This window comes from Streptomyces yangpuensis (genome assembly GCF_024666385.1).
GTDB lineage: Bacteria > Actinomycetota > Actinomycetes > Streptomycetales > Streptomycetaceae > Streptomyces > Streptomyces yangpuensis.
On record NZ_CP102515.1, the window covers coordinates 56,062 to 73,283 of the forward strand.

At 68.0% G+C, this 17,222-nt stretch carries 15 protein-coding genes; 11 read left to right on the plus strand and 4 right to left on the minus strand.

Annotated elements, in window-relative coordinates; translation table 11 throughout:
• Window positions 1-149 precede the first annotated feature (149 nt).
• From NRK68_RS34025 to NRK68_RS34035, 3 genes are all read right to left on the minus strand, one after another.
• A complete protein-coding gene (locus NRK68_RS34025; RefSeq protein WP_257858042.1) occupies window positions 150-635 on the minus strand; it encodes a hypothetical protein in 486 nt (161 codons plus the stop codon).
• A 171-nt stretch (window positions 636-806) separates the two neighbouring features.
• Window positions 807-1,700 carry a hypothetical protein gene (locus NRK68_RS34030; RefSeq protein ID WP_257858043.1) on the minus strand — a complete coding sequence of 298 codons (894 nt, stop codon included), beginning with the start codon at window positions 1,698-1,700 and terminating at the stop codon, window positions 807-809.
• A 153-nt stretch (window positions 1,701-1,853) separates the two neighbouring features.
• Window positions 1,854-2,396 carry an AMIN-like domain-containing (lipo)protein gene (locus tag NRK68_RS34035; protein WP_257858044.1) on the minus strand — a complete coding sequence of 181 codons (543 nt, stop codon included), beginning with the start codon at window positions 2,394-2,396 and terminating at the stop codon, window positions 1,854-1,856.
• 973 nt (window positions 2,397-3,369) lie between these two features.
• Between NRK68_RS34035 and NRK68_RS34040 the strand changes: the two genes are divergently transcribed.
• Window positions 3,370-3,510: a hypothetical protein gene (locus NRK68_RS34040; RefSeq protein WP_257858045.1), complete on the plus strand. Its 141-nt coding sequence runs from the start codon at window positions 3,370-3,372 to the stop codon at window positions 3,508-3,510.
• A gap of 1,031 nt (window positions 3,511-4,541) precedes the next feature.
• A complete protein-coding gene (locus tag NRK68_RS34045) occupies window positions 4,542-5,666 on the plus strand; it encodes a hypothetical protein (RefSeq protein WP_257858046.1) in 1,125 nt (374 codons plus the stop codon).
• Between the two features lie 227 nt (window positions 5,667-5,893).
• Here the strand turns inward: NRK68_RS34045 and NRK68_RS36845 are convergent, their stop codons facing one another.
• Window positions 5,894-6,976: a C40 family peptidase gene (locus NRK68_RS36845; RefSeq protein ID WP_308296349.1), complete on the minus strand. Its 1,083-nt coding sequence runs from the start codon at window positions 6,974-6,976 to the stop codon at window positions 5,894-5,896.
• A gap of 681 nt (window positions 6,977-7,657) precedes the next feature.
• On the opposite strand from NRK68_RS36845, the gene NRK68_RS34055 reads away from it, so the two are divergent.
• The 9 genes from NRK68_RS34055 (at window position 7,658) to NRK68_RS34095 (ending at window position 17,219) form a co-directional block, all read left to right on the plus strand.
• Window positions 7,658-8,023, plus strand: a complete 366-nt coding sequence (locus NRK68_RS34055) for a hypothetical protein (protein ID WP_257858047.1) — start codon at window positions 7,658-7,660, stop codon at window positions 8,021-8,023.
• A 2-nt stretch (window positions 8,024-8,025) separates the two neighbouring features.
• Window positions 8,026-8,307 (plus strand): hypothetical protein, encoded by a 282-nt coding sequence (locus NRK68_RS34060; protein ID WP_257858048.1) that lies wholly within the window; start codon window positions 8,026-8,028, stop codon window positions 8,305-8,307.
• Between the two features lies 1 nt (window position 8,308).
• Window positions 8,309-9,109 carry a hypothetical protein gene (locus NRK68_RS34065; protein ID WP_257858049.1) on the plus strand — a complete coding sequence of 267 codons (801 nt, stop codon included), beginning with the start codon at window positions 8,309-8,311 and terminating at the stop codon, window positions 9,107-9,109.
• Window positions 9,106-10,533 (plus strand): hypothetical protein, encoded by a 1,428-nt coding sequence (locus NRK68_RS34070; protein WP_257858050.1) that lies wholly within the window; start codon window positions 9,106-9,108, stop codon window positions 10,531-10,533. Before NRK68_RS34065 ends, NRK68_RS34070 begins: the two co-directional genes overlap by 4 nt.
• On the plus strand, window positions 10,530-11,981 hold the full coding sequence (locus NRK68_RS34075) for an SCO6880 family protein (protein WP_257858051.1): 1,452 nt from the start codon (window positions 10,530-10,532) through the stop codon (window positions 11,979-11,981). The genes NRK68_RS34070 and NRK68_RS34075 overlap by 4 nt, the downstream gene beginning before the upstream one ends.
• A 4-nt stretch (window positions 11,982-11,985) precedes the next feature.
• Window positions 11,986-13,578 (plus strand): putative type IV secretion/conjugal transfer ATPase, encoded by a 1,593-nt coding sequence (locus tag NRK68_RS34080; RefSeq protein WP_257858052.1) that lies wholly within the window; start codon window positions 11,986-11,988, stop codon window positions 13,576-13,578.
• Window positions 13,575-15,317, plus strand: coding sequence for a type IV secretory system conjugative DNA transfer family protein (locus NRK68_RS34085; protein WP_257858053.1), 1,743 nt, complete (start codon window positions 13,575-13,577; stop codon window positions 15,315-15,317). The genes NRK68_RS34080 and NRK68_RS34085 overlap by 4 nt, the downstream gene beginning before the upstream one ends.
• Window positions 15,310-15,909 (plus strand): DUF4913 domain-containing protein, encoded by a 600-nt coding sequence (locus NRK68_RS34090; RefSeq protein ID WP_257858054.1) that lies wholly within the window; start codon window positions 15,310-15,312, stop codon window positions 15,907-15,909. Before NRK68_RS34085 ends, NRK68_RS34090 begins: the two co-directional genes overlap by 8 nt.
• A 341-nt stretch (window positions 15,910-16,250) precedes the next feature.
• Window positions 16,251-17,219 (plus strand): inositol monophosphatase family protein, encoded by a 969-nt coding sequence (locus NRK68_RS34095; RefSeq protein ID WP_257858055.1) that lies wholly within the window; start codon window positions 16,251-16,253, stop codon window positions 17,217-17,219.
• Window positions 17,220-17,222 lie beyond the last annotated feature (3 nt).

The window sequence follows — 17,222 nt, forward strand, 5'->3', positions numbered from 1 at the left end:
GACCATAGAGCTGGGAGACGTGACGAAGATGAAGCGAGGGCGGTGACTTCGGAAAGGAAGTGCATGGTGATGTGGCCCCGCGTGCGCTGCGCCCCCGAAGCGGAGCAATCTCTCCGGTTTCAGCCCGGCCCGTGGTCAGTCAAACGTCTTTAGCTCCAAGAGAAGGAGGCGTTTTCGTTGTACACATACGCAAACTGATACAGGGCGTCATTGTAGGGCGCGAGTGAATCTTTGGGGCCGCTGTAGCCCCTATTGAAGTGCACGTTCGCCCAATACTTGTAGTGCCAATTGTCCCCTGTTGCGGCATTGTTCTTGATCTTCTGGCCATAGCCGGCAGGTGGCGTTCCCACGCCGCCGCCGCAGAACTTTAAGGCTGCCGAACGGTTGGGCTGATACCTGACCCACTCCATGTCGTACACGTTATAGCCGATCATCCTCCAGGAGCCGGCCTGGCCGGAGTTGAAGTAAATTGCGAACTTGAATGTACTCTCCTGTGGAATGCCGCACGCGAGATTGTTGCTAGAGTTCGCGTACTCCTGCTGCTCCTCGGACAGGTCTGCCCATGCCGCTGGCGCGGATGCCGCCAGGATGATTCCGGCCATCATCGATATCGCCACGCTCTTAGCAGCTCTCATAGCTTCGTCTCCTCAAACTTTCGTTTCACTTGAACCTTTGGTCGGATCCAAGCGTTCTCTTGGAAATCAGCAAAGGCGGCCGCCGCATCAGGCGGTCGCCCGGTCAGTGGAGGATTTTGCCCGGGGCAGCTTGAGGAGGCCCAAACTGCCCCGCGATGAAACTTCTGGCTTTTAGCTTGCGTCAAGCACCGCAGAGGATTTCTTTACGGACTCCTGGTTGACCTTTTTGGCTTCCTCGAATGCGGGCTGGTTTTCTTTGATCGCCTTTTGTTGCAGTCGAGTCTCGACGTCGAACCACACTTTCTGTACCTTGTGTTCGGTTCGGCACTGGACGTCGGCGGTGGCAGTGGCGATCTCGAGCTCCGTCACCACGCTCGGGTCGTGGAAGCGGACGTCTTCGTGCGCGTCCATCGGCTCTGCATAGTTGTAGCCCTTGGCTTTCATGCACGCCGACCACTTCGCGAACACGTCGAGGACAGCAGGGTCCTTCTTCGAGGCGAGGAAGGAATTGGCCTCGGCTTTCGATACGGCCTCGGCTCGCTGCGCCTGTGGGGCCTTGGCATCTGCCTGCCCAGCACATTTCCGTAGCACTTTCGCATCCGAGCCAGACTGGTCCACAGCGCCCACGGCGACAGCGGCGCTGTACTCCTTCTGGGTGGCCTCGTCAGGGTGGTATCCGCGCTTCGCTGCGCGCTGTGCACTGTGAATGCCGTAGCGCGAGTCCATCGGAGAGACACCCGCCAGCGGCGGCAGGTCCGGTGCCGGGTTCCACTGCGGGTAGCCGGCAGCGTCCATGCACTGGTCGATCAGACCGTCCCGCGCAGAGCTGATGGTCCTGTTCTGTTCTGTCGTGAGCTGGTAGGCCTCGAGTGGCAGCCGCCACGTTGCTACATCATTGGGGTTGCCCACATAGGCTGCAGCCGGGGAGCTCAAGATGGCGCTTTCGGAGGCGTTCGTGGTGGATTCGGCCTGACTCAGGAGTGCCCACCCCCCTGCCCCGATTCCTGCCACCAGAATCGCTACACCTAAAGGCATTCCAACTTGAGATGCTCCGATTTTTTTCACGATCTCTCCTTTCGGCGCCCCTATCTTCTGGAAGGTTCCAATTGAGGGGCGCATGCCCATCTATTGGGCCGTGCGCTGCGATATTTTCCGACTGCGCGGTAGAGGGGTTGCCTGTTCGCGGCTGACGATGAGATCAGCAGCGGTAGCCGCTGCTTAATGGTTAATGTCGACCACCAGGCGATTCGGCCCTGCGAGCTTGTAGATTTTGTATGACGAGTGGTCGCCCAGGGCCAATCCGATACGGAATTCTCGAGCCTCCGGGTCGACGGTACCCGTCAAACCCTGCCCCTTGAGGCTTTTGAAATCGTACGTACTGTGGTGCGGGCTCGAGTAAAGGGAAGTCTGAGTGTTGAAGTCAAACGAGGTTGCTGGAGAAAGGTGGATCTTCAGGTACGACTTTCCCATGACGGGTATGACGCGCTCGTTCGTTTCATCGCCACAGCACGTGAGCGGTTCTGTCTGGATACTCTCAGTCCATGCGGGGATAGGGCCATCGCCGAGGTCGACCACGAAGCGGTCGAATCCGTGGTGTGTTGCGGCCCGCACGCCAAGGACACAAATTCCCTGGCAGTTCGCAGCGGCCGATATTGACTCGGCTGCAACTCTGGCCTGCGCGTCCGGTGCCAATACGTAGAGAGTGGCGGCCGTAACCGCAAGAACAGGTGCACAGTGTCGAACGCTCTTCATGGATTGCATGGAATCTCCCATCCGTGGATAACGCGTGAACGGGTCGACGGTGCCTGTCTGTCCCGAAAATCTCTGCCAGGCGCGTTGTGACGGCAGCTGCCAGATAGCTACATGGCGCCTCCGTAGGCTGCAGACCCGGTCAAGCGGCCGAGTAACCCCCCTTGATCAGATCGGCCCGTAGCACCCTAACTTGAAGTGGACTTACGCCGGCGGGAATGGTTACACCTACGGGACCGAGTATGGCCGATAGTGGCCGAGGCCCCGTGCCGGGGAAAGTCTCTCCCAGATCTCGCTGGCATAGCTGATCTCGGCGAATGCCAGGAATCGCGCACTGTCAAGCATTGACCGCAAGGAGAACTGTGCCAATCGGAATGTCCTGTTCTCCCCTCGAGTCATGCAGCCGCTACTTTGTGTGCTAATTGACCTATAGGTCCGATTTGAGGCGGATGCAGGCCCTGCAGAGCAGTGTCCGGACACATGACGGCCGCAGCGGGTTGTCCGGGGCGGTCGGCTGCCGGTCCGTCAGGCTGAGGCGTGCAGCGGCGTGTACCGCGGGAGCGGTACCCGGGCGACGGCTGTTCAAGCGTCCGGGCCGGGCATCGACGACGCGCTCACCGCGTACGCCCGCCCCGGCGTCCGGGCTGCGGCGAGTGCGCCGCTGCCGAGGTCCTCGACCGCCTGTAGCCGGGGCCTGCCCGGATGGCCGCGCACCCCCGGATTTTGCTGCCGGAGTGGACGGAGTCGCGGAACAGCTCGTGGATGGGGCTCATCGACCCATCTTCCGATGGGTGATCAGGGCCGGTTCTCAGAAGCGTTCTTGCAGGTCAGGGCATACTCACTGTCGACTTGACCGTGATCGGGTTTCAACACGTCAGCGAACACATAGAATTCGGGCTACCTCACGGAGGCTGCCTCCAAGTGCCCTGCCATTCGGCAGGGACCCCCGATCGGGGGTCACCTCAGGAGCACCGGGAGGCGCAACATGGCGAACACCGACGGCACGGACAACAAGGACGGGGAGGAACCCGACCGGCGCAGGCCGCCCTGGCAGCATGCTCTGGTCTTCTGGTCCCCGGTGTACGTGCCGGTGATCGCCGAAGTGATGAAGTGGTTCATCCCCTAGGGGTGACCAGCGCGCGATGAGACGGCCGGAACCGGTGCCGGGGCAGCAAAGAGCCCGGCCGGAAACAGGTCGGCCGGGCTCGTAGCAGACGCATCACTGGGAGGGTTCGGCCTGGTTGCACCCGGGTCGGGCCCTCCACTGCACTGCGGACTTGCACGCGTGCACGCCAAGTGGTGCACGCGTGCACATGGTACCCACGCTGACACATAAAAGTTGATGTCACGGACGGTCCCATGGGAGCTATCCGTTCACGGCGAGGGCTCCCATTCTTCAGGGCCTCTCCCTCTCCACTCCACGAAACCGGGGTCTGTGAGGTCGACGTCCTCAGCGTTCTCTAGGCCGGCCGCAGCGAGGACGACCCGGATGCCGGCCATGATGATCCGCACGTACGCGCAGGTCTCGCCCTCGGCCCGGCCGGGGCGGCGGGCGAACCAGATCGGCGGTACTCCGCGGAGCTGTTCGACGCACCAGCCGGCGTTGTAACACCGTGCCCCGCCCCGGTGTCGCCGCCGGTCAGCGGCTCGGCCAGGCGCACGGTCGAGCCGACCCCTTCGTCGGTCACCGCGATGTGGGGATGGAAATCTGCGTGGCCGAGGGGATCTCATCTGGCCAGCGGAGCCGGACGGCATGTTCACGTCGCCGAGGTCACCTGGCTCGTGTCTTCAATTCAAGACACGTCTCGTCATCGACCTTGTCGCTGGCAGAGGGACGAGACCCCCATGCCCCCGTGCGCAACCAACACTTTGCCCCAGTCGTGTCACGCAAGCACGCGCGGACCGACCTGACGTGGCTGCCGCTGTGGGCCCGCCTCGTCAAGGTCGAGCGCAGCCGAGGTGCTTGTATGGCGACTGGATGGATGGCGGAAGCAACGCGGCACGGCCGCGGCCGTCTCCGGTTCGAGCCCGCTGTCGACGGTGGGGGTGGCACGGCACCCACGTGTCAGGCGGCAGCACCTGTGCTGAGGCGCAGGCCGCCGGGCGACGAGCAGCGCGAGGGTCCCAGGCGGACCCGCTAACGAGGGGAGAGCAGCAATGGCAACACCCGATCCGGGGGAGTCGTTCGCCGAAGCGGCGGGCGAGGCGGCGCAGACCGCGGTCATGTCCGTGAGGTTGGTCATTGCTATCGCCGACGCGGTGCGGCGGCAGCAGCGGCGCAAGCAGGGCGCCGAGGAGGTGCTGGTGCCCGTCGAGCGGGCAAAGGAGGACGCGAAGGCGGAACTCAAGGACTTTCTTCCCGCGGACATCTCCGCGGCCTTGACGGCCAGTGCGGACTGGCCGCAGATGGCGCAGCAGCTCCTGGCCCTGAAGCGGGCAGGGGTGGACCTGGGGCAGTTGCTGCCCCAGGTCGGTGAGATCGCTGTGACCGTGCGCGATCAGGTGGCCGCGAACGCTGTCCGGGTGGCGAAAGAGGGTACGGGCGAGTGGGAGCGGATGCTTCGTGAGACCTTGCCCGCGGGGCCGGTGCGGGAGGCGATCCTTTCTTCGCCGACGTGGCCCGATATCGCTGCGACGATGTCCCAGCTGGACGAGGGGGGTGTCGACGTGCGGCGCATTCTCGCTGCCGCGCACGACGAAGGGCTCGGTGTCGACCAGGCTGTTGCGAAAGTGCTCGCGGCCGGCGAGGTACGGACTACGAGTCGGGACGCGCTGCTGTCGTACGGACCGATGACGGACGGGCTCGACATCCCGACGAACCTGAACTTGGACGACCGGGAGCATGCTCTTCGGCAGCTGTCGATCTCCCCGCAGGAGAACGCGCGGTACGTGCGGATGCTGAAGGAAGCGCTGCCGGATCACGCGCGTGAGGCAGATCTTTCGGTCATTTCCAGGCAGTGGCCGCTGGTCGCCTGCCGGATGGCAAAGATGGAGCGTGAGGGCAAGCCAGTCGCCGAGCATCTTGCGGGGCTGGTGAAGGACACGTCCTGGACGGACGGTCCGATCCCGCTCGTGCAGGCGGCCAGCCACGTCCTGCGGCATCCAGTCGGACAGGCACCGCCAGCGGCGCGGCCGAAGGTCTCCACGACCGCGGCCCGGTTGCAGTCTTCCACGGTGGGCCCGACTAAGGCGCAGACGGCCAAGGCGACGACGTCCGCCGAGCCGGGGGTGGCTGCGCACCGGCAGACCGGGCCCGTGGCCAAGCCGGGGAAGTCGCGCTAACTGGCGCTCGAATGACGTGTGCCGCAGCCCCTTCTTCCGGGACTGCGGCACATGTCGCTGTTCCCGATCGGCGGGGTCAGGAGGGGCTTGCCTGGTCTGCCACGGCCGGGGCGTAGTGGCGGACGACCAGAAGTAAGGCTGTGGCGTTGGTTTCCGGGATGCGCTGGAGGTGGACGCCGGTTCGCAGACCCACAGTAAGCAGGGCTGCCAGAAGGGTGCAGGACGGTTCAGGGACGCGTGGCGCCGTAGTAGTCGCCGGCGGGCATGGCGGCTGTGATCGGCTGGACTTCTACGACGCGGCCGGTCCGCGGGGCGTGCAGTACGTTGCCGTCTCCGGCGTAGATGGCGACGTGGTAGATCGAGCCGGATCCACCGTGGGACCAGAACAGCAGGTCCCCCGGTTGGAGAGCGTCGCGGGAGACTGGCCGGTCGGAGGTGGCGCCGTACTGGGCGGAGGCGACTCGTGGCAGGTGGGTGCTGGGCCAGTAGGCGTACTGCACGAGCGAGGAGCAGTCGAATCCGGCAGTCACGCTCGCGGAGCAGCGGCCGCCCAAGTAGCCGTTGGTGCCGTCGCAGAAGCCGGTGGAGGGGCCGCTGGGGGTGCCGCCTCCCCAGGAGTAGGGGGTGCCCATCCGAGTGCTGGCGCGGCGCAGCGCGTCCGCTCCGTTGCCGTGGCCGGTGACTTGGAGCTGCGAGGGGCCCTCGAATTTGGAGATGTCGGCCATGATGGTCCGCACGTACGCGTAGGTCTCGCCCTCGGCCCGGCCGGGGCGGCGGGCGAACCAGATCGGCGGCACGCCGCGGAATCGTTCGACAGCGCCCCAGCCGGCGTTGTACCCGGCGAGCGCGAGCGCCCGCGGGTCGCCGCCGAAGCCGCTGCTCTTGGCGGTCTTGAGCATGGAGCACATGTAGCGGCCCTGCGCCATGACGGCATCGCCGATGTCCCAGGGACTGTTATCGCCGTTGCCGTCGTCGTCCCTGCCGTAGGTGGCCCAGGTGGCGTCGATGAACTGGGCGGGCCCCTTAGCCCCCATGTCTGAGGTGGCGCGCTCTTTGTCGGTCTTGAACCCGGCCTCGTGGTAGAGCTGGGAGGCCATCAGGGCCGGGGTCAGCTCAGGCTCGCCACAGGCCGCGACCGCTTTGAAAAGCCACGGCCTGAACTCCTCCGGCACACCACGCAGCCCGCCGCCGCCGTCGGTGGCCTGGGTGGCCTCTGCCTCGGCGTCGATGAGCAGTACCCCTAAGAGGGCGACGATGGTCAGGATGACCAGGCCTATCAGGGCTGTGGCCGCGCTGAAGAGCGCCTTCATGCTTGTCCCCCCGTGGTGGATGCCCTGCTCTGTCCGTGTGATGTGCGACGATCTTGTCGTACTAGATCATGAGGGACTGTCAGGACGCTCCTGGGTTCAACGAGCGGGCTCTGGGGACGGCGGGGTCGGTGGCCTGTCACAACGGGTGGGACCTGGGAAGCCGCCAGCCGGATGCTACGAGCGGCCGGACACGGTTCGGTAGTTCTGTGCGAGGTCGGGGCCTGTCTCGGGTACCGGTACTTCGCACAGGGAAATGCTCGTTCTCGCACTTCGCGGGGCGGATCCGCAGGGATCTGCGGGCGGTGTGGTTGGCAGTTGGAGGATTTCAGGGGGAGTGGAATCGGGTCGATCCTCAGGGCCGTCCATGTTCCTCTGAACGGATGAGCAGCTTGCGGGGGCACGGGTTCGCCGTCTTGAGGGGAGAGGGATCTGACCTCAGAAGACGGCGAAAAGTTGATGCTTAGGGGCGGAAAAACGCTGCTCTGGTTTGACAGTGTTTCGCGCTAGCCTCTGTAGTCCCACGAGCTCAAGATCGTGGTGAAAGACATTTACTCAGGGGGGAGTTGCGGCTTGAACACGCCATCTCTGGCGTCAACGCCTGCTACCAGTGCGGGAATTGCACTGCGATATGCGCTGATCCCCGTTCATGGATCGGGCATTGCAGTGGCGACAGCTGCCCGGATGCTCGACGACGATGGCGACGGCGCGCAGGCCCGGGTCGTGATGCCTGCCGAGCCCATCCCATACGGGGCCCAGCCGGTCCTGCTGACGGAGAGCACCGTCTACGGCGTGACCTGCGTGGAGGAGCTGCTTCTGCGGTGGGGCCCGCTGCCGAAGCCCTGGCTCGTGCTGATCTCCGACGCCCCGACCCGGCCCGTGGCCGACGCGCGGTTCGTCGTACGCGCCCTCGAAGGCCGCCTGGCGGGGGTGGCCCGGATCCCGTACCTGCCGGTCCTGCGGGCCGTTAAGGGACCTGATGAGGCCATGGAGCACAAAGACGTTCAGGCCGCGGCGGCGAAGCTGCGGCGCACGATGGAAGGAAGATGAGCATGACCGAGCTCCACACGCTGGCGGGCCTGATCCCCGGCGCCACGCCGACCGCGATCCCCGGGATGGACGGCCCCGTCGCCAAGATCTTCGGCTACGGCCTGTGGCTGGTGATCCTCGCGGGCGTCGGCGGAACCGGCATGGGTGTCTACAAGCTGGCGGTCGCCGACAAGTCCCGCAGCGGTGGCGGATCCGAGCCCTTCAAGTGGATGGGTGGAGGCGTGGCCGCCATTCTCCTGGCCGGTTCCCTGATCACCATCCTCAACGGCATCTCGGGGAGCTGACGTGTCGCGCACCAGGGGGGCCTGGAACACCAAGGGCACGTGGATCGCAGGCGTGGCACTCGCGGTCGTGCTCGGGCTGACCGGCTATGCGCTGCTCGGCGGAGACGGCGACGGAGAGGCCAGCACGCCGGCGAAGGGCGAGGCGGGCCCGAGCGTTACCGGTACGGCGAGTCCGCAGGCGACGTACGCGGCGCCGGCGGACTGGACCGAGCCGGAGCGGTGGACGGCGCTCCCGCGGGGGGAGCGCCGTGACGACTACGGCAGCACGGTTGGCTTTCCGCAGACCACCGAGGGCGCGGTCGCGATGATGGCGGCCGCGAACAACTCCAGCGTCGAGGGCAGCAAGTCCTCCGTCAGCGAGCAGATGCGCGTCTACCGCTCCTACATCGGCAAGAGCGACCAGTCGGCTAAGAACGCCGAGGCGATCGAGCTGAATGCGAAGAACACCGACAAGACCCTGGCCACGGAGATGGGAGTGGCGCCGGGGCAGCCGCTGCCGTCGGGTGCGTACGCGCGCAGCACGGTGGTGGGCTACAAGGTGATCAAGGCATCGAGTGGTGAGGTCAGCGTGTGGCTGCTGGCCCGGGTGGTGCAGAAAAACGGGGAGACGGCGAAGGAATCCGGCTCCTACAGCCGCACCCTGGTCGCTGCGCAGTGGGAGGGCGGCGACTGGAAGCTCACCTCGGCCGCGACCGTGCGGGCACAGCAGGATGCCAAGGCGGCGGCACAACCGGCGATGGTGGCCCCGGGTGACGCGGCGTTCAACGCCGCCGGGTGGACGGCTATCCGGGAGGCATCGTGAGACGTCGGCTGGCGGCCCTGCTGCTGGTCCTGGCCGCGGTCTTCGGGATATCGCTGTCGGCACCGCAGCCCGCGACTGCTGACGGGATCATCGGCAACGGCGTCCAAGTGGTGTGTGAGCTCGCACCGGGCGGCAGTGCCATGAACGTGATCGTGAAGCTTGCGGGGAAGGGGGACCTGTGCGACAAGATCGGCGATGCCGTCAACAACAAGGTGGAGGAGGAGTGGGACAAGGTCTGGAAGAGCACCCTGGGTGACGTGATCAAGTCCGCTGAGGACGTCGCCAGGTGGATCATCAGGAAGACGCTGACGGTCGCACTCTCGGGCCCCTCACTCGACCTGGAGGCGACCGGCCTGTTCGGCAAGGACGCGACTCTCGCGGGCATGATGACCTGGCTGGGGCTGGTGATCGCAGCAGCCGGACTCATGTGGCAGATCGCCAAGATGGCTGTCACCGGGCAGGCCAAGCATGCCGGGCGGGCCGCTGTGGGCTGGGTGGAGAACATCCTGCTGTCGGCACTCGGCGTCGGCCTCTTCGCGCTCCTGCTGTCGCTGGGGGACGCCCTCACCGACGGCCTGGTGGCCGCGATCTTCAAGGATGACGCCAAGGGCTTCGACCGCATCCTCGACGTCATGGTCCCGCAGGGCGTTGCGAACCCGATCATGGTCGCCGGGATCGTCTTCTCCCTCTGCGTGCTCGGCTTCATCCAGATGATCATGGTCTTCCTGCGGCAGAGCGCCATCCCCATCATCTGCCTGCTGCTGCCCGTGGCTGGCGGCGGCCGCGCGGGCGGAGACACCACCCGCCAGTGGGCGCCGCGGCTCATCACCAGCGGGCTGGTCATCATCGCCTACAAGCCGATCCTCGCGATCATCATCTGCACCGGCTTCGCCGAGCTCGGGGAGTCCAAGACCCTGGCGGAGTGGCTGCGCGGTGCCGCAACCCTGGTCCTGGCGGTGGTCGCACCCGGTCCGCTGACGAAGCTCTTCGCGCCCTTCGGCGCGGCGGTCGGCGGCGGCATGGCGGCCGGCGGTGCCAGCGGCGCGCTCGGCGCAGCCGCGGACTTCATCGGCAGCAGCGGCAAGAGTGAGAGCGGCGGCGGCGAGGCGCCCACCAGCCCGACGGCGCACGCGGCGATGGTCAACCAGACGATGGGAAGCCAGAACGGGAACGCAGGCGAGGACGGGGCCCCGGGCGCCGACGCGCAGGCCCAGGCGGCCCGCAACGAGGCCGCCAAGATCCCGGCCCAGGCCACCGCGGAGGGCGCGGGAGTCGGCGAGGCGGCCACCACAGCCGGCGCGGCGAACGCCACGGGCACCGCGGCGGCCGCAGGACCGGCGGGTCTCGCGGTCGTGGCGGCCATCAAGGTGAGGGACGGCATCAACGACGTGGCAGGAGAAGTAGGCGGGGGTAATCAGCAGTGACGGCTCATGAAGTACCGCGGACCCTGATGGTCGAGGGGTTCCGTGCCCGCCGCAGCTTCGGCTTCGGCGGGCTGTCCAAGGGCGCCACCATCACCGCAGCGCTGGTGCTGCTGGCTGAGGGCGTGATCGGCACTCAGGCCCCGCTCACCCTGCTGGTCACGCTGCCGCTGACCGGCCTGGTCCTGGCCATGGCCGCGGCCCGCCGCCACGGCATGTCGGCCCTGGGCTACTACTGGGCGAAGGCGTCCTGGCGGCGGGCCGCCCGGATCGAGGCCACGTCCTTTCGCAGGCTGCTCCTGCCGCACCCGTACGCACTGGACCTGCCCGGGGTGGGTGCCTCATCCACCCTCATCCAGGCGCACGACCCCACCACCGGCAAGTCCGTGGGAGTCGTGCACGACCGGCAGACCGAGCGCATGACCATCAGCACGCTCCTGGCCCCCGGCGGCAGCCTCATGGCGCCGACCGGTTCGGTGCAGAGCAGCCTGCGCACCTGGTCGTCCGTGCTGGACGCGATGAGCACGGACGAGATGATCAGGGGCGCTTCGGTGACGATCCAGATCACCCCCGGGGCCGGGGACGCGCTCGGAGACGACGTGAAGTCGCGCCAGGACCCGAACGCGCCTGCCCTGGCCAAGCAGCTCGTCGCCGAGCTCGTGCGCACCACCCCGCGGGCCACCGCCTCGGTGGCGTCCTGGATGTCGGTCACGGTGGACCCCACCGCGGCCGCCAACCCGCCCGTCGATCTCGCCGAGCGGGTGGCCGAAGCGATCAGGGTCGTCGACTCGCTGGACCTGTCCGGCACCGGTACCGACATCGAGCGCCGTGCGACCGACGTCGACCTGCGCCGCCTGGTCCGCGCCGCTTACGACCCGGACGTCTTCAACGCACGTGACGCGGACTTCGATGAGCTGTCCTGGCCGGAGTGCGGGCCGCAGGCGGCCGACGACGGCTGGGAGGAGTACGCGCACGACGGCGGCGTGTCCGTCTCCTACGTGCTGCGCGAGATGCCGCGCCGCCCCATCGCCTACAGCGTGCTTCTGCCGCTGCTGGCGCCGGGGAAGTTCCAGCGCCGCATCACGCTCGCCTACCGGGTCCTGGACCCCTACGAGGGCGAGGCGGTGCTGGAGCGGGAGATCAGCAATGCCCACCAGCGGGAGCAGGCAACCGCCGAGGTCAAGGGCCGGTCGAAGTGGACGCAGAAGGCGGACACCCAGCGGGCGGAGCGAGCGGCCGCCCAAATGGCCGGCGGCTCGCAGGTCGCCGACTGGACGCTGATGGTGACCGTCACCGCCCGCAGCACTGCCGACCTCCCGGCCGCCCGGCAGGAGATAGAGCGCGCGATGAAGTCGACGCGCGGCATCCGCATGCGCCCCGCCTACGGCGCCCAGGCGGCCGTCTTTGCCGCCGGGCTTCCGCTGGGCTACAACCCGCTCGTGAAGGACTGATCCGATGGCGCGTACGCCGAAGCCGCCGCCGGTCACCACGCCGAAGCGTGTGGCCCGGGAGGCCGAACAGGGCCGTCCGAGCCGTGAGGACCGGCGGGCCGAGAAGAAACTGAAGGCCCGGTTCGCCCCCAGGTTGGGGTGGGGCGGCCGGTTCGGCGGCCGCGTCTCGGTCGAGGACCCGGGCACCGTCTACACCGGCCCCACCAACCAGGCAGCCGGCATCTACCCCTTCCTCCTCGGCAGCGGTCTGCCGCCGCGCGGTGTGCCGGTCGGCCGGGACGTGCTGACCGGCGAGCTCGTGTGCATCGACCCCTCCGGGTGGACCGGCCGCCTCACCACCAACCCGGGTGTTTGGGTCATGTCCCAGCCCGGCGCGGGGAAAAGCGCTCTGGTCAAGCGCGTGTGCATGGTCTACTCGGCGTACGGGCACATGGTGTGCGTCCCCGGCGACGTCAAGGGCGAGTACAGCACCCTGATTTCCGAACTGGGCGGCTCCGTCGTTCGGATCGGCGACGGCATCGGCCGCATCAACCCGCTCGACTCCGGCCCCCTCAAGAACCAGGCCGCCTCGCTGCCCACCGAGCGCCGCCAGGCCCTCCTCGATGTCCTCAACGGGCGCCGGCTGGAGACGCTGGTGGCCCTGCTGTCCACCAAGCACGGGCTGGGGCGACCGGCCGACGAGATCGAGCGCAGCGCCCTGGACACGGCGGTGCATATTGCGGCCGACGCGCAGGCGGGCGACCCGGTCATCTCCGATGTCGTGCAGGTGCTGCGCGAGGGCCCGGCCCGGCTGCACTCCAAGCTCGCCGCCGACGGGGACCGGTACAAGGACCTGACCCGCTCGGTCGTCGCCGGGTTGGACAACCTGATCGGTGGGCCCCTGAAGGGCCTGTTCGACGGCGCGACCACGGTGCCGCTCGACATCAACGCCCCCGCGGTCAGCGTCGACATCAGCGCGCTGCGGGCCCGCGGCAACGACGTCATCGCGGCCGGGATGATCGCCACCTGGGCCTACACCTACAGCAGCATCGACTCCGCCCGCTCCATCGGCCTGATGGACCGCAAGCTCGTGCTCCCGATGGACGAGATGTGGCGGGCCCTGCGCTCCGGCCCAGGCCTGGTCGACGCCATGGACGCGATCAGCCGCCTCAACCGGACCACCGACGACGTCACGATCTACGTGACGCACTCGCTGCTGGACGTCGAGGCCCTGCCGACCGAGCAGGACCGGGCCAAGGCCCGCGGCCTGATGGACCGGTGTGACACCTGGGTGATCGGCGCGTCCTCCGAGGAGGAGCTCCAGCGCGTCACTGGCAAGCGCTCCCTGACCGAGCAGGAGCGCATGATGATCGGCTCGTGGTCCTCGGCCACCACAACCGGCCTGGACATCGACCCCAGCTACAGCGACGAGGACGACAGCTCCCAGCCGGCCGAAGAGGAAGGCGCCCGCCACCCCGGCCGCGGCAAGTACCTGATCAAGATCGGGACCCGACCCGGGATCGCCGCGGCGCTGGAGCTGACGTCCACCGAACAGCGCCTGTACCGCACGGACACCAACCGGCGCAGGACGACGACGATAGGAGGCGGTCGCCGATGATGACGGAGAACGACCGGGCGTGGGCCTTCGGCGGCACGCTCCTGGGCGGCGCGGTGGCACTGTCCGTCTCCACCTGGACGGGCGCGGCCGCCGGCGCGGCCCTCACCGGTGAGGACGTGGCGCCCTTCCCCGTCTCCCTGGTGGCCGCCTACCAGATGGCCACCGACTGGCAGACGGCCTGGCCCAACTCCCCGACAGCCTCGGCCATCGGCGCCACCACGCTCGACCTGGCCGTGACCGCCCTGGTCGTCTGGGGGCTGCGCCTCGCCTTCCGCTGGTACCGCAACCCCTCCAGCCTGGCCACCCTGCACCAGGTACGCGAGCTCACCCCGAAGCCCGCCGCCCGCACCGCCACCCGCCTGCGGGTCTCCCTCCGGGACGCCAACCCGAAGGAGCTCCGGGCCCGCGACCGGGGCGTGCTCCTCGGCGACCACCTGCCGTCCGGAGTGGAGCTGCGAGGGTCCGATGAGGACACCTACGTCGCCATCATGGCGCCCCGCGCCGGCAAATCGACCTCCCTGGCCATCCCCGTCGCCGAAGAGGCCCCCGGCGCCCTGCTGATGACCTCAAACAAGGCCGACGTGTACGCCGCGACCTACGCCTCCCGCGCGCAGACCGGGCAGACCTGGGTTCTGGACACCCAGGGCGTCGCGCAGGCCGAGCGGGCCATGTGGTGGGACATGATCGCCCAGGCCGAGACGCTGGAGGGCGCCGAGCGCCTCGCCTCCCACTTCGTCAACCAGATCACCTCCGAGCAGGCCGACCCGTTCTGGTCCCAGGCAGCCGGCGACCTCCTCGTTGGGCTCTTCCGCGCCGCCTATCACGACGGCGGCACCGTCCGCGACGTCATGAAGTGGCTCTCCGACCCCAAGGAGAAGGCTCCCCTGCGCGTCCTCTACCAGCGCGAGCCGGTCCTCGCCGAACAGGTCGACTCCTCCGTCAACATCGCCGAGGAGACCCAGTCGGGCATCTACCAGAACGCCCGCACGGCGATGTCCGCGCTGCGCGACGAGAAGGTCCTCGCGTGGGTCACCCCCGACAAGGACCTGCCGCGCTTCGACCCCGAGCACTTCGCCACCAGCAAGGACACGCTGTACCTGCTGAGCAAGAAGGGCGGCCCGGCCTCCGCGATCGTCGCCGGACTCGCCGACGCCGTCTTCACCGCCGGCGCCGAGGCCGGAGAACGCCACGGCGGCCGCCTGCCCGAGCCGATGCGCGCCGTCCTGGACGAGGCCGCCAACATCTGCAAGATCGCCGACCTGCCCGACCTCTACAGCCACCTCGGCTCCCGCGGCATCACCCCCTTCGTGATCCTCCAGTCCTACCGGCAGGGCGTGAAAAGCTGGGGCGAAGTCGGCATGGACGCCATGTGGTCGGCCGCCACGAAGAAGATCATCGGCGTGGGCATCGACGACGCGAAGTTCGCCCAGGACGTCTCCACCCTGACCGGCGCGCACTACGTCGAGCGGGGCTCCTACTCCAAGGGCAAGGAAGGCATCAGCCGCAGCTACTCCGAGCAGCGCGAGCAGGTCCTCGATCCCGCTGAGATCCGCGCGATGCGCAAGGGCACGGCGCTGCTGATGTCCACCGGCATGCCCGTCGCCCAGATCGCGCTGCGGCCCTGGTACGAGGAGAAGGGCATGGCCCACATCGGCCCGCAGATGAAGACGGAGGAGGCGGCGATCACCAAGCGCGCCGTCGCTGCGCACGAGGAGCGGAAGGCCACCCGCCGTGCCTGACAACCAGGAGCCGTCGGAAGACCTGCCGGGCTTCGAGGTGCCCGTCGCCCTCTTCCAGGACCTCGAAGACCTCAAGGCACAAGTCGCCGCCCTCACCGCGCAGGTCCAGCGCCTGACGGAGACCGACAGCGGCCAGGACGCGGCCGAGGATGGTGATGCCGCTGTCGGCGACCAGGACGGGGACGAAGCGGCAGAGGAGGACGAGTGGCAGTACCCGCCCTTCATCCTCCTGCTCGACTCCCCGCAGTACGACGACGAGCTCCGGGCCCTGATCGAGTGGGTGGAAGGCGTACTCGTACCCGGGTACCTGGCCGAGCCGTCCGCCGACGCCCGCTGGTGCCACCTCTGGTTCGAACACCCCGTCGCCGTCGCCCGCCTGCACGCGTGCTGGCTCGCCTGGCAGGAACTCACCGACCCCGCCACCTGCGGCTACACCGGCCCCAGCGTGTGGCACCGCGACCACCTGGACCCCTGCCTGAACCAGTTGCGCGGCTCCACCGGTCCATTTGCCGGCTGCACCAAGGGCGAGCACCAGATCGGCCACCGGCTGCCCGGCATCGTGCCCAGCGCATGGAGCCAGCCCGACGGCTGATGGATGTCCTGCCCCGGCTCAGGCGAACGCCCTGCCCGTCGTCCCTGTAGGTCGGTCGGAGAGGAGCGTGAAGAGGGGGCCGCGGCAGCTGCTACGGCCCCCTTCCGGCAAGTCACAGGCCGTGGGTGGCGCTGAAAGCGATCAGGGCCCACCCTCTGGGCCGCGTTCGGGCTCGGCGGGCGCTGCGTCCTGCGCTCGCGTCCGACGAGGGCCGGGGAACGGGATTGCTGACCAGCCCTGCTCCCGGACGGCGTTGTGAGGGCTGCGGCGCGCCGTCCTCGGGGCGGCCCAGCACGTAGCGGCAGAATGACGACTGACGACCAAAAACTAGGGGGACTCCAATGGACATAGAACTATCGAAACTCGGGCAGCTGGCCCTGGAGGCCGCCCAGCGCGGCCGTGACGTCATTACGGCCGCGCAGCGTGAGGGCGGCTTTGCCGTGCGCACCAAATCCTCGCACCGCGACCTGGTGACTGACGTGGACACCGCGGCGGAGCGCGCTGTGACGGAGTTCCTGCGACAGCACCGGCCGCACGACGCCATCCTCGGCGAGGAGGGTGGGCAGCAGGAGGGCAGTGGGAACGTACGCTGGATCATCGACCCCATTGACGGCACCGCCAACTTTGCCCACGGACGCGCCGACTTCGCCGTGGCCGTCGCCGCCGAGGTGGACGGCATACCCGCGGCCAGCTCGATCATCCGGCCCGCCACGGGGATATGGATCGCCTGTGACGAGACCGGGGCGATCGTGTCCGGAAATGGCACACCGTCGGTTTCTGCCACAGACGAACTGAGCGCCGCCCTGGTCTCGGTGAGTGTGTCCATCAGCGAGGAACGCCGCCCCCTGACGCTGTCGACCCTCATCCGGCTCATCCCCGAGGTACAGGACTTCCGGCGCACGGGATCCACCTCCTGCGACCTGTTCGACGTCGCGACCGGAGCGCTGGACGCCTACGTCGGCATCGGCACCAAGCCGTGGGACGTCGCTGCGGGCTGGGCGGCCGTCCAGGCTGCTGGTGGGCGGTGCCTGGAGTTTCCTGTGGCAGACGGTCAGACCGCCTACGTTCTTGGCACGCCCGGTGTCGCCGAACGCGCAGCTGCTCTCGTCGAGGAGCACGCCGCCGTCTTCACAGCTACCCAGAACCGTACGCGGCAGCGGGAGGCGGGCCGCCCCGTGGTGGCCACAAAGGCAGCGACCTCGCGTTCCACCACGGCCGCTGGCGGCCACAAGGAGGCGCCCCCCGCCACCGCCCCCGGCGCTCGTCCGCAGCCCAGCTTCGAGGCACCCCAAAAGGGACCTCGCCGTTAGCGG

Coding starts and splice junctions, on each gene's coding strand:
- NRK68_RS36845 (WP_308296349.1), bottom strand. CDS start 6,976: ATGAAGGCGCTCTTCAGCGCGGCCACAGCCCTGATAGGCCTGGTCATC.
- NRK68_RS34085 (WP_257858053.1), top strand. CDS start 13,575: ATGATGACGGAGAACGACCGGGCGTGGGCCTTCGGCGGCACGCTCCTG.
- NRK68_RS34095 (WP_257858055.1), top strand. CDS start 16,251: ATGGACATAGAACTATCGAAACTCGGGCAGCTGGCCCTGGAGGCCGCC.
- NRK68_RS34035 (WP_257858044.1), bottom strand. CDS start 2,396: ATGCAATCCATGAAGAGCGTTCGACACTGTGCACCTGTTCTTGCGGTT.
- NRK68_RS34040 (WP_257858045.1), top strand. CDS start 3,370: ATGGCGAACACCGACGGCACGGACAACAAGGACGGGGAGGAACCCGAC.
- NRK68_RS34025 (WP_257858042.1), bottom strand. CDS start 635: ATGAGAGCTGCTAAGAGCGTGGCGATATCGATGATGGCCGGAATCATC.
- NRK68_RS34060 (WP_257858048.1), top strand. CDS start 8,026: ATGACCGAGCTCCACACGCTGGCGGGCCTGATCCCCGGCGCCACGCCG.
- NRK68_RS34055 (WP_257858047.1), top strand. CDS start 7,658: ATGCTCGACGACGATGGCGACGGCGCGCAGGCCCGGGTCGTGATGCCT.
- NRK68_RS34045 (WP_257858046.1), top strand. CDS start 4,542: ATGGCAACACCCGATCCGGGGGAGTCGTTCGCCGAAGCGGCGGGCGAG.
- NRK68_RS34080 (WP_257858052.1), top strand. CDS start 11,986: ATGGCGCGTACGCCGAAGCCGCCGCCGGTCACCACGCCGAAGCGTGTG.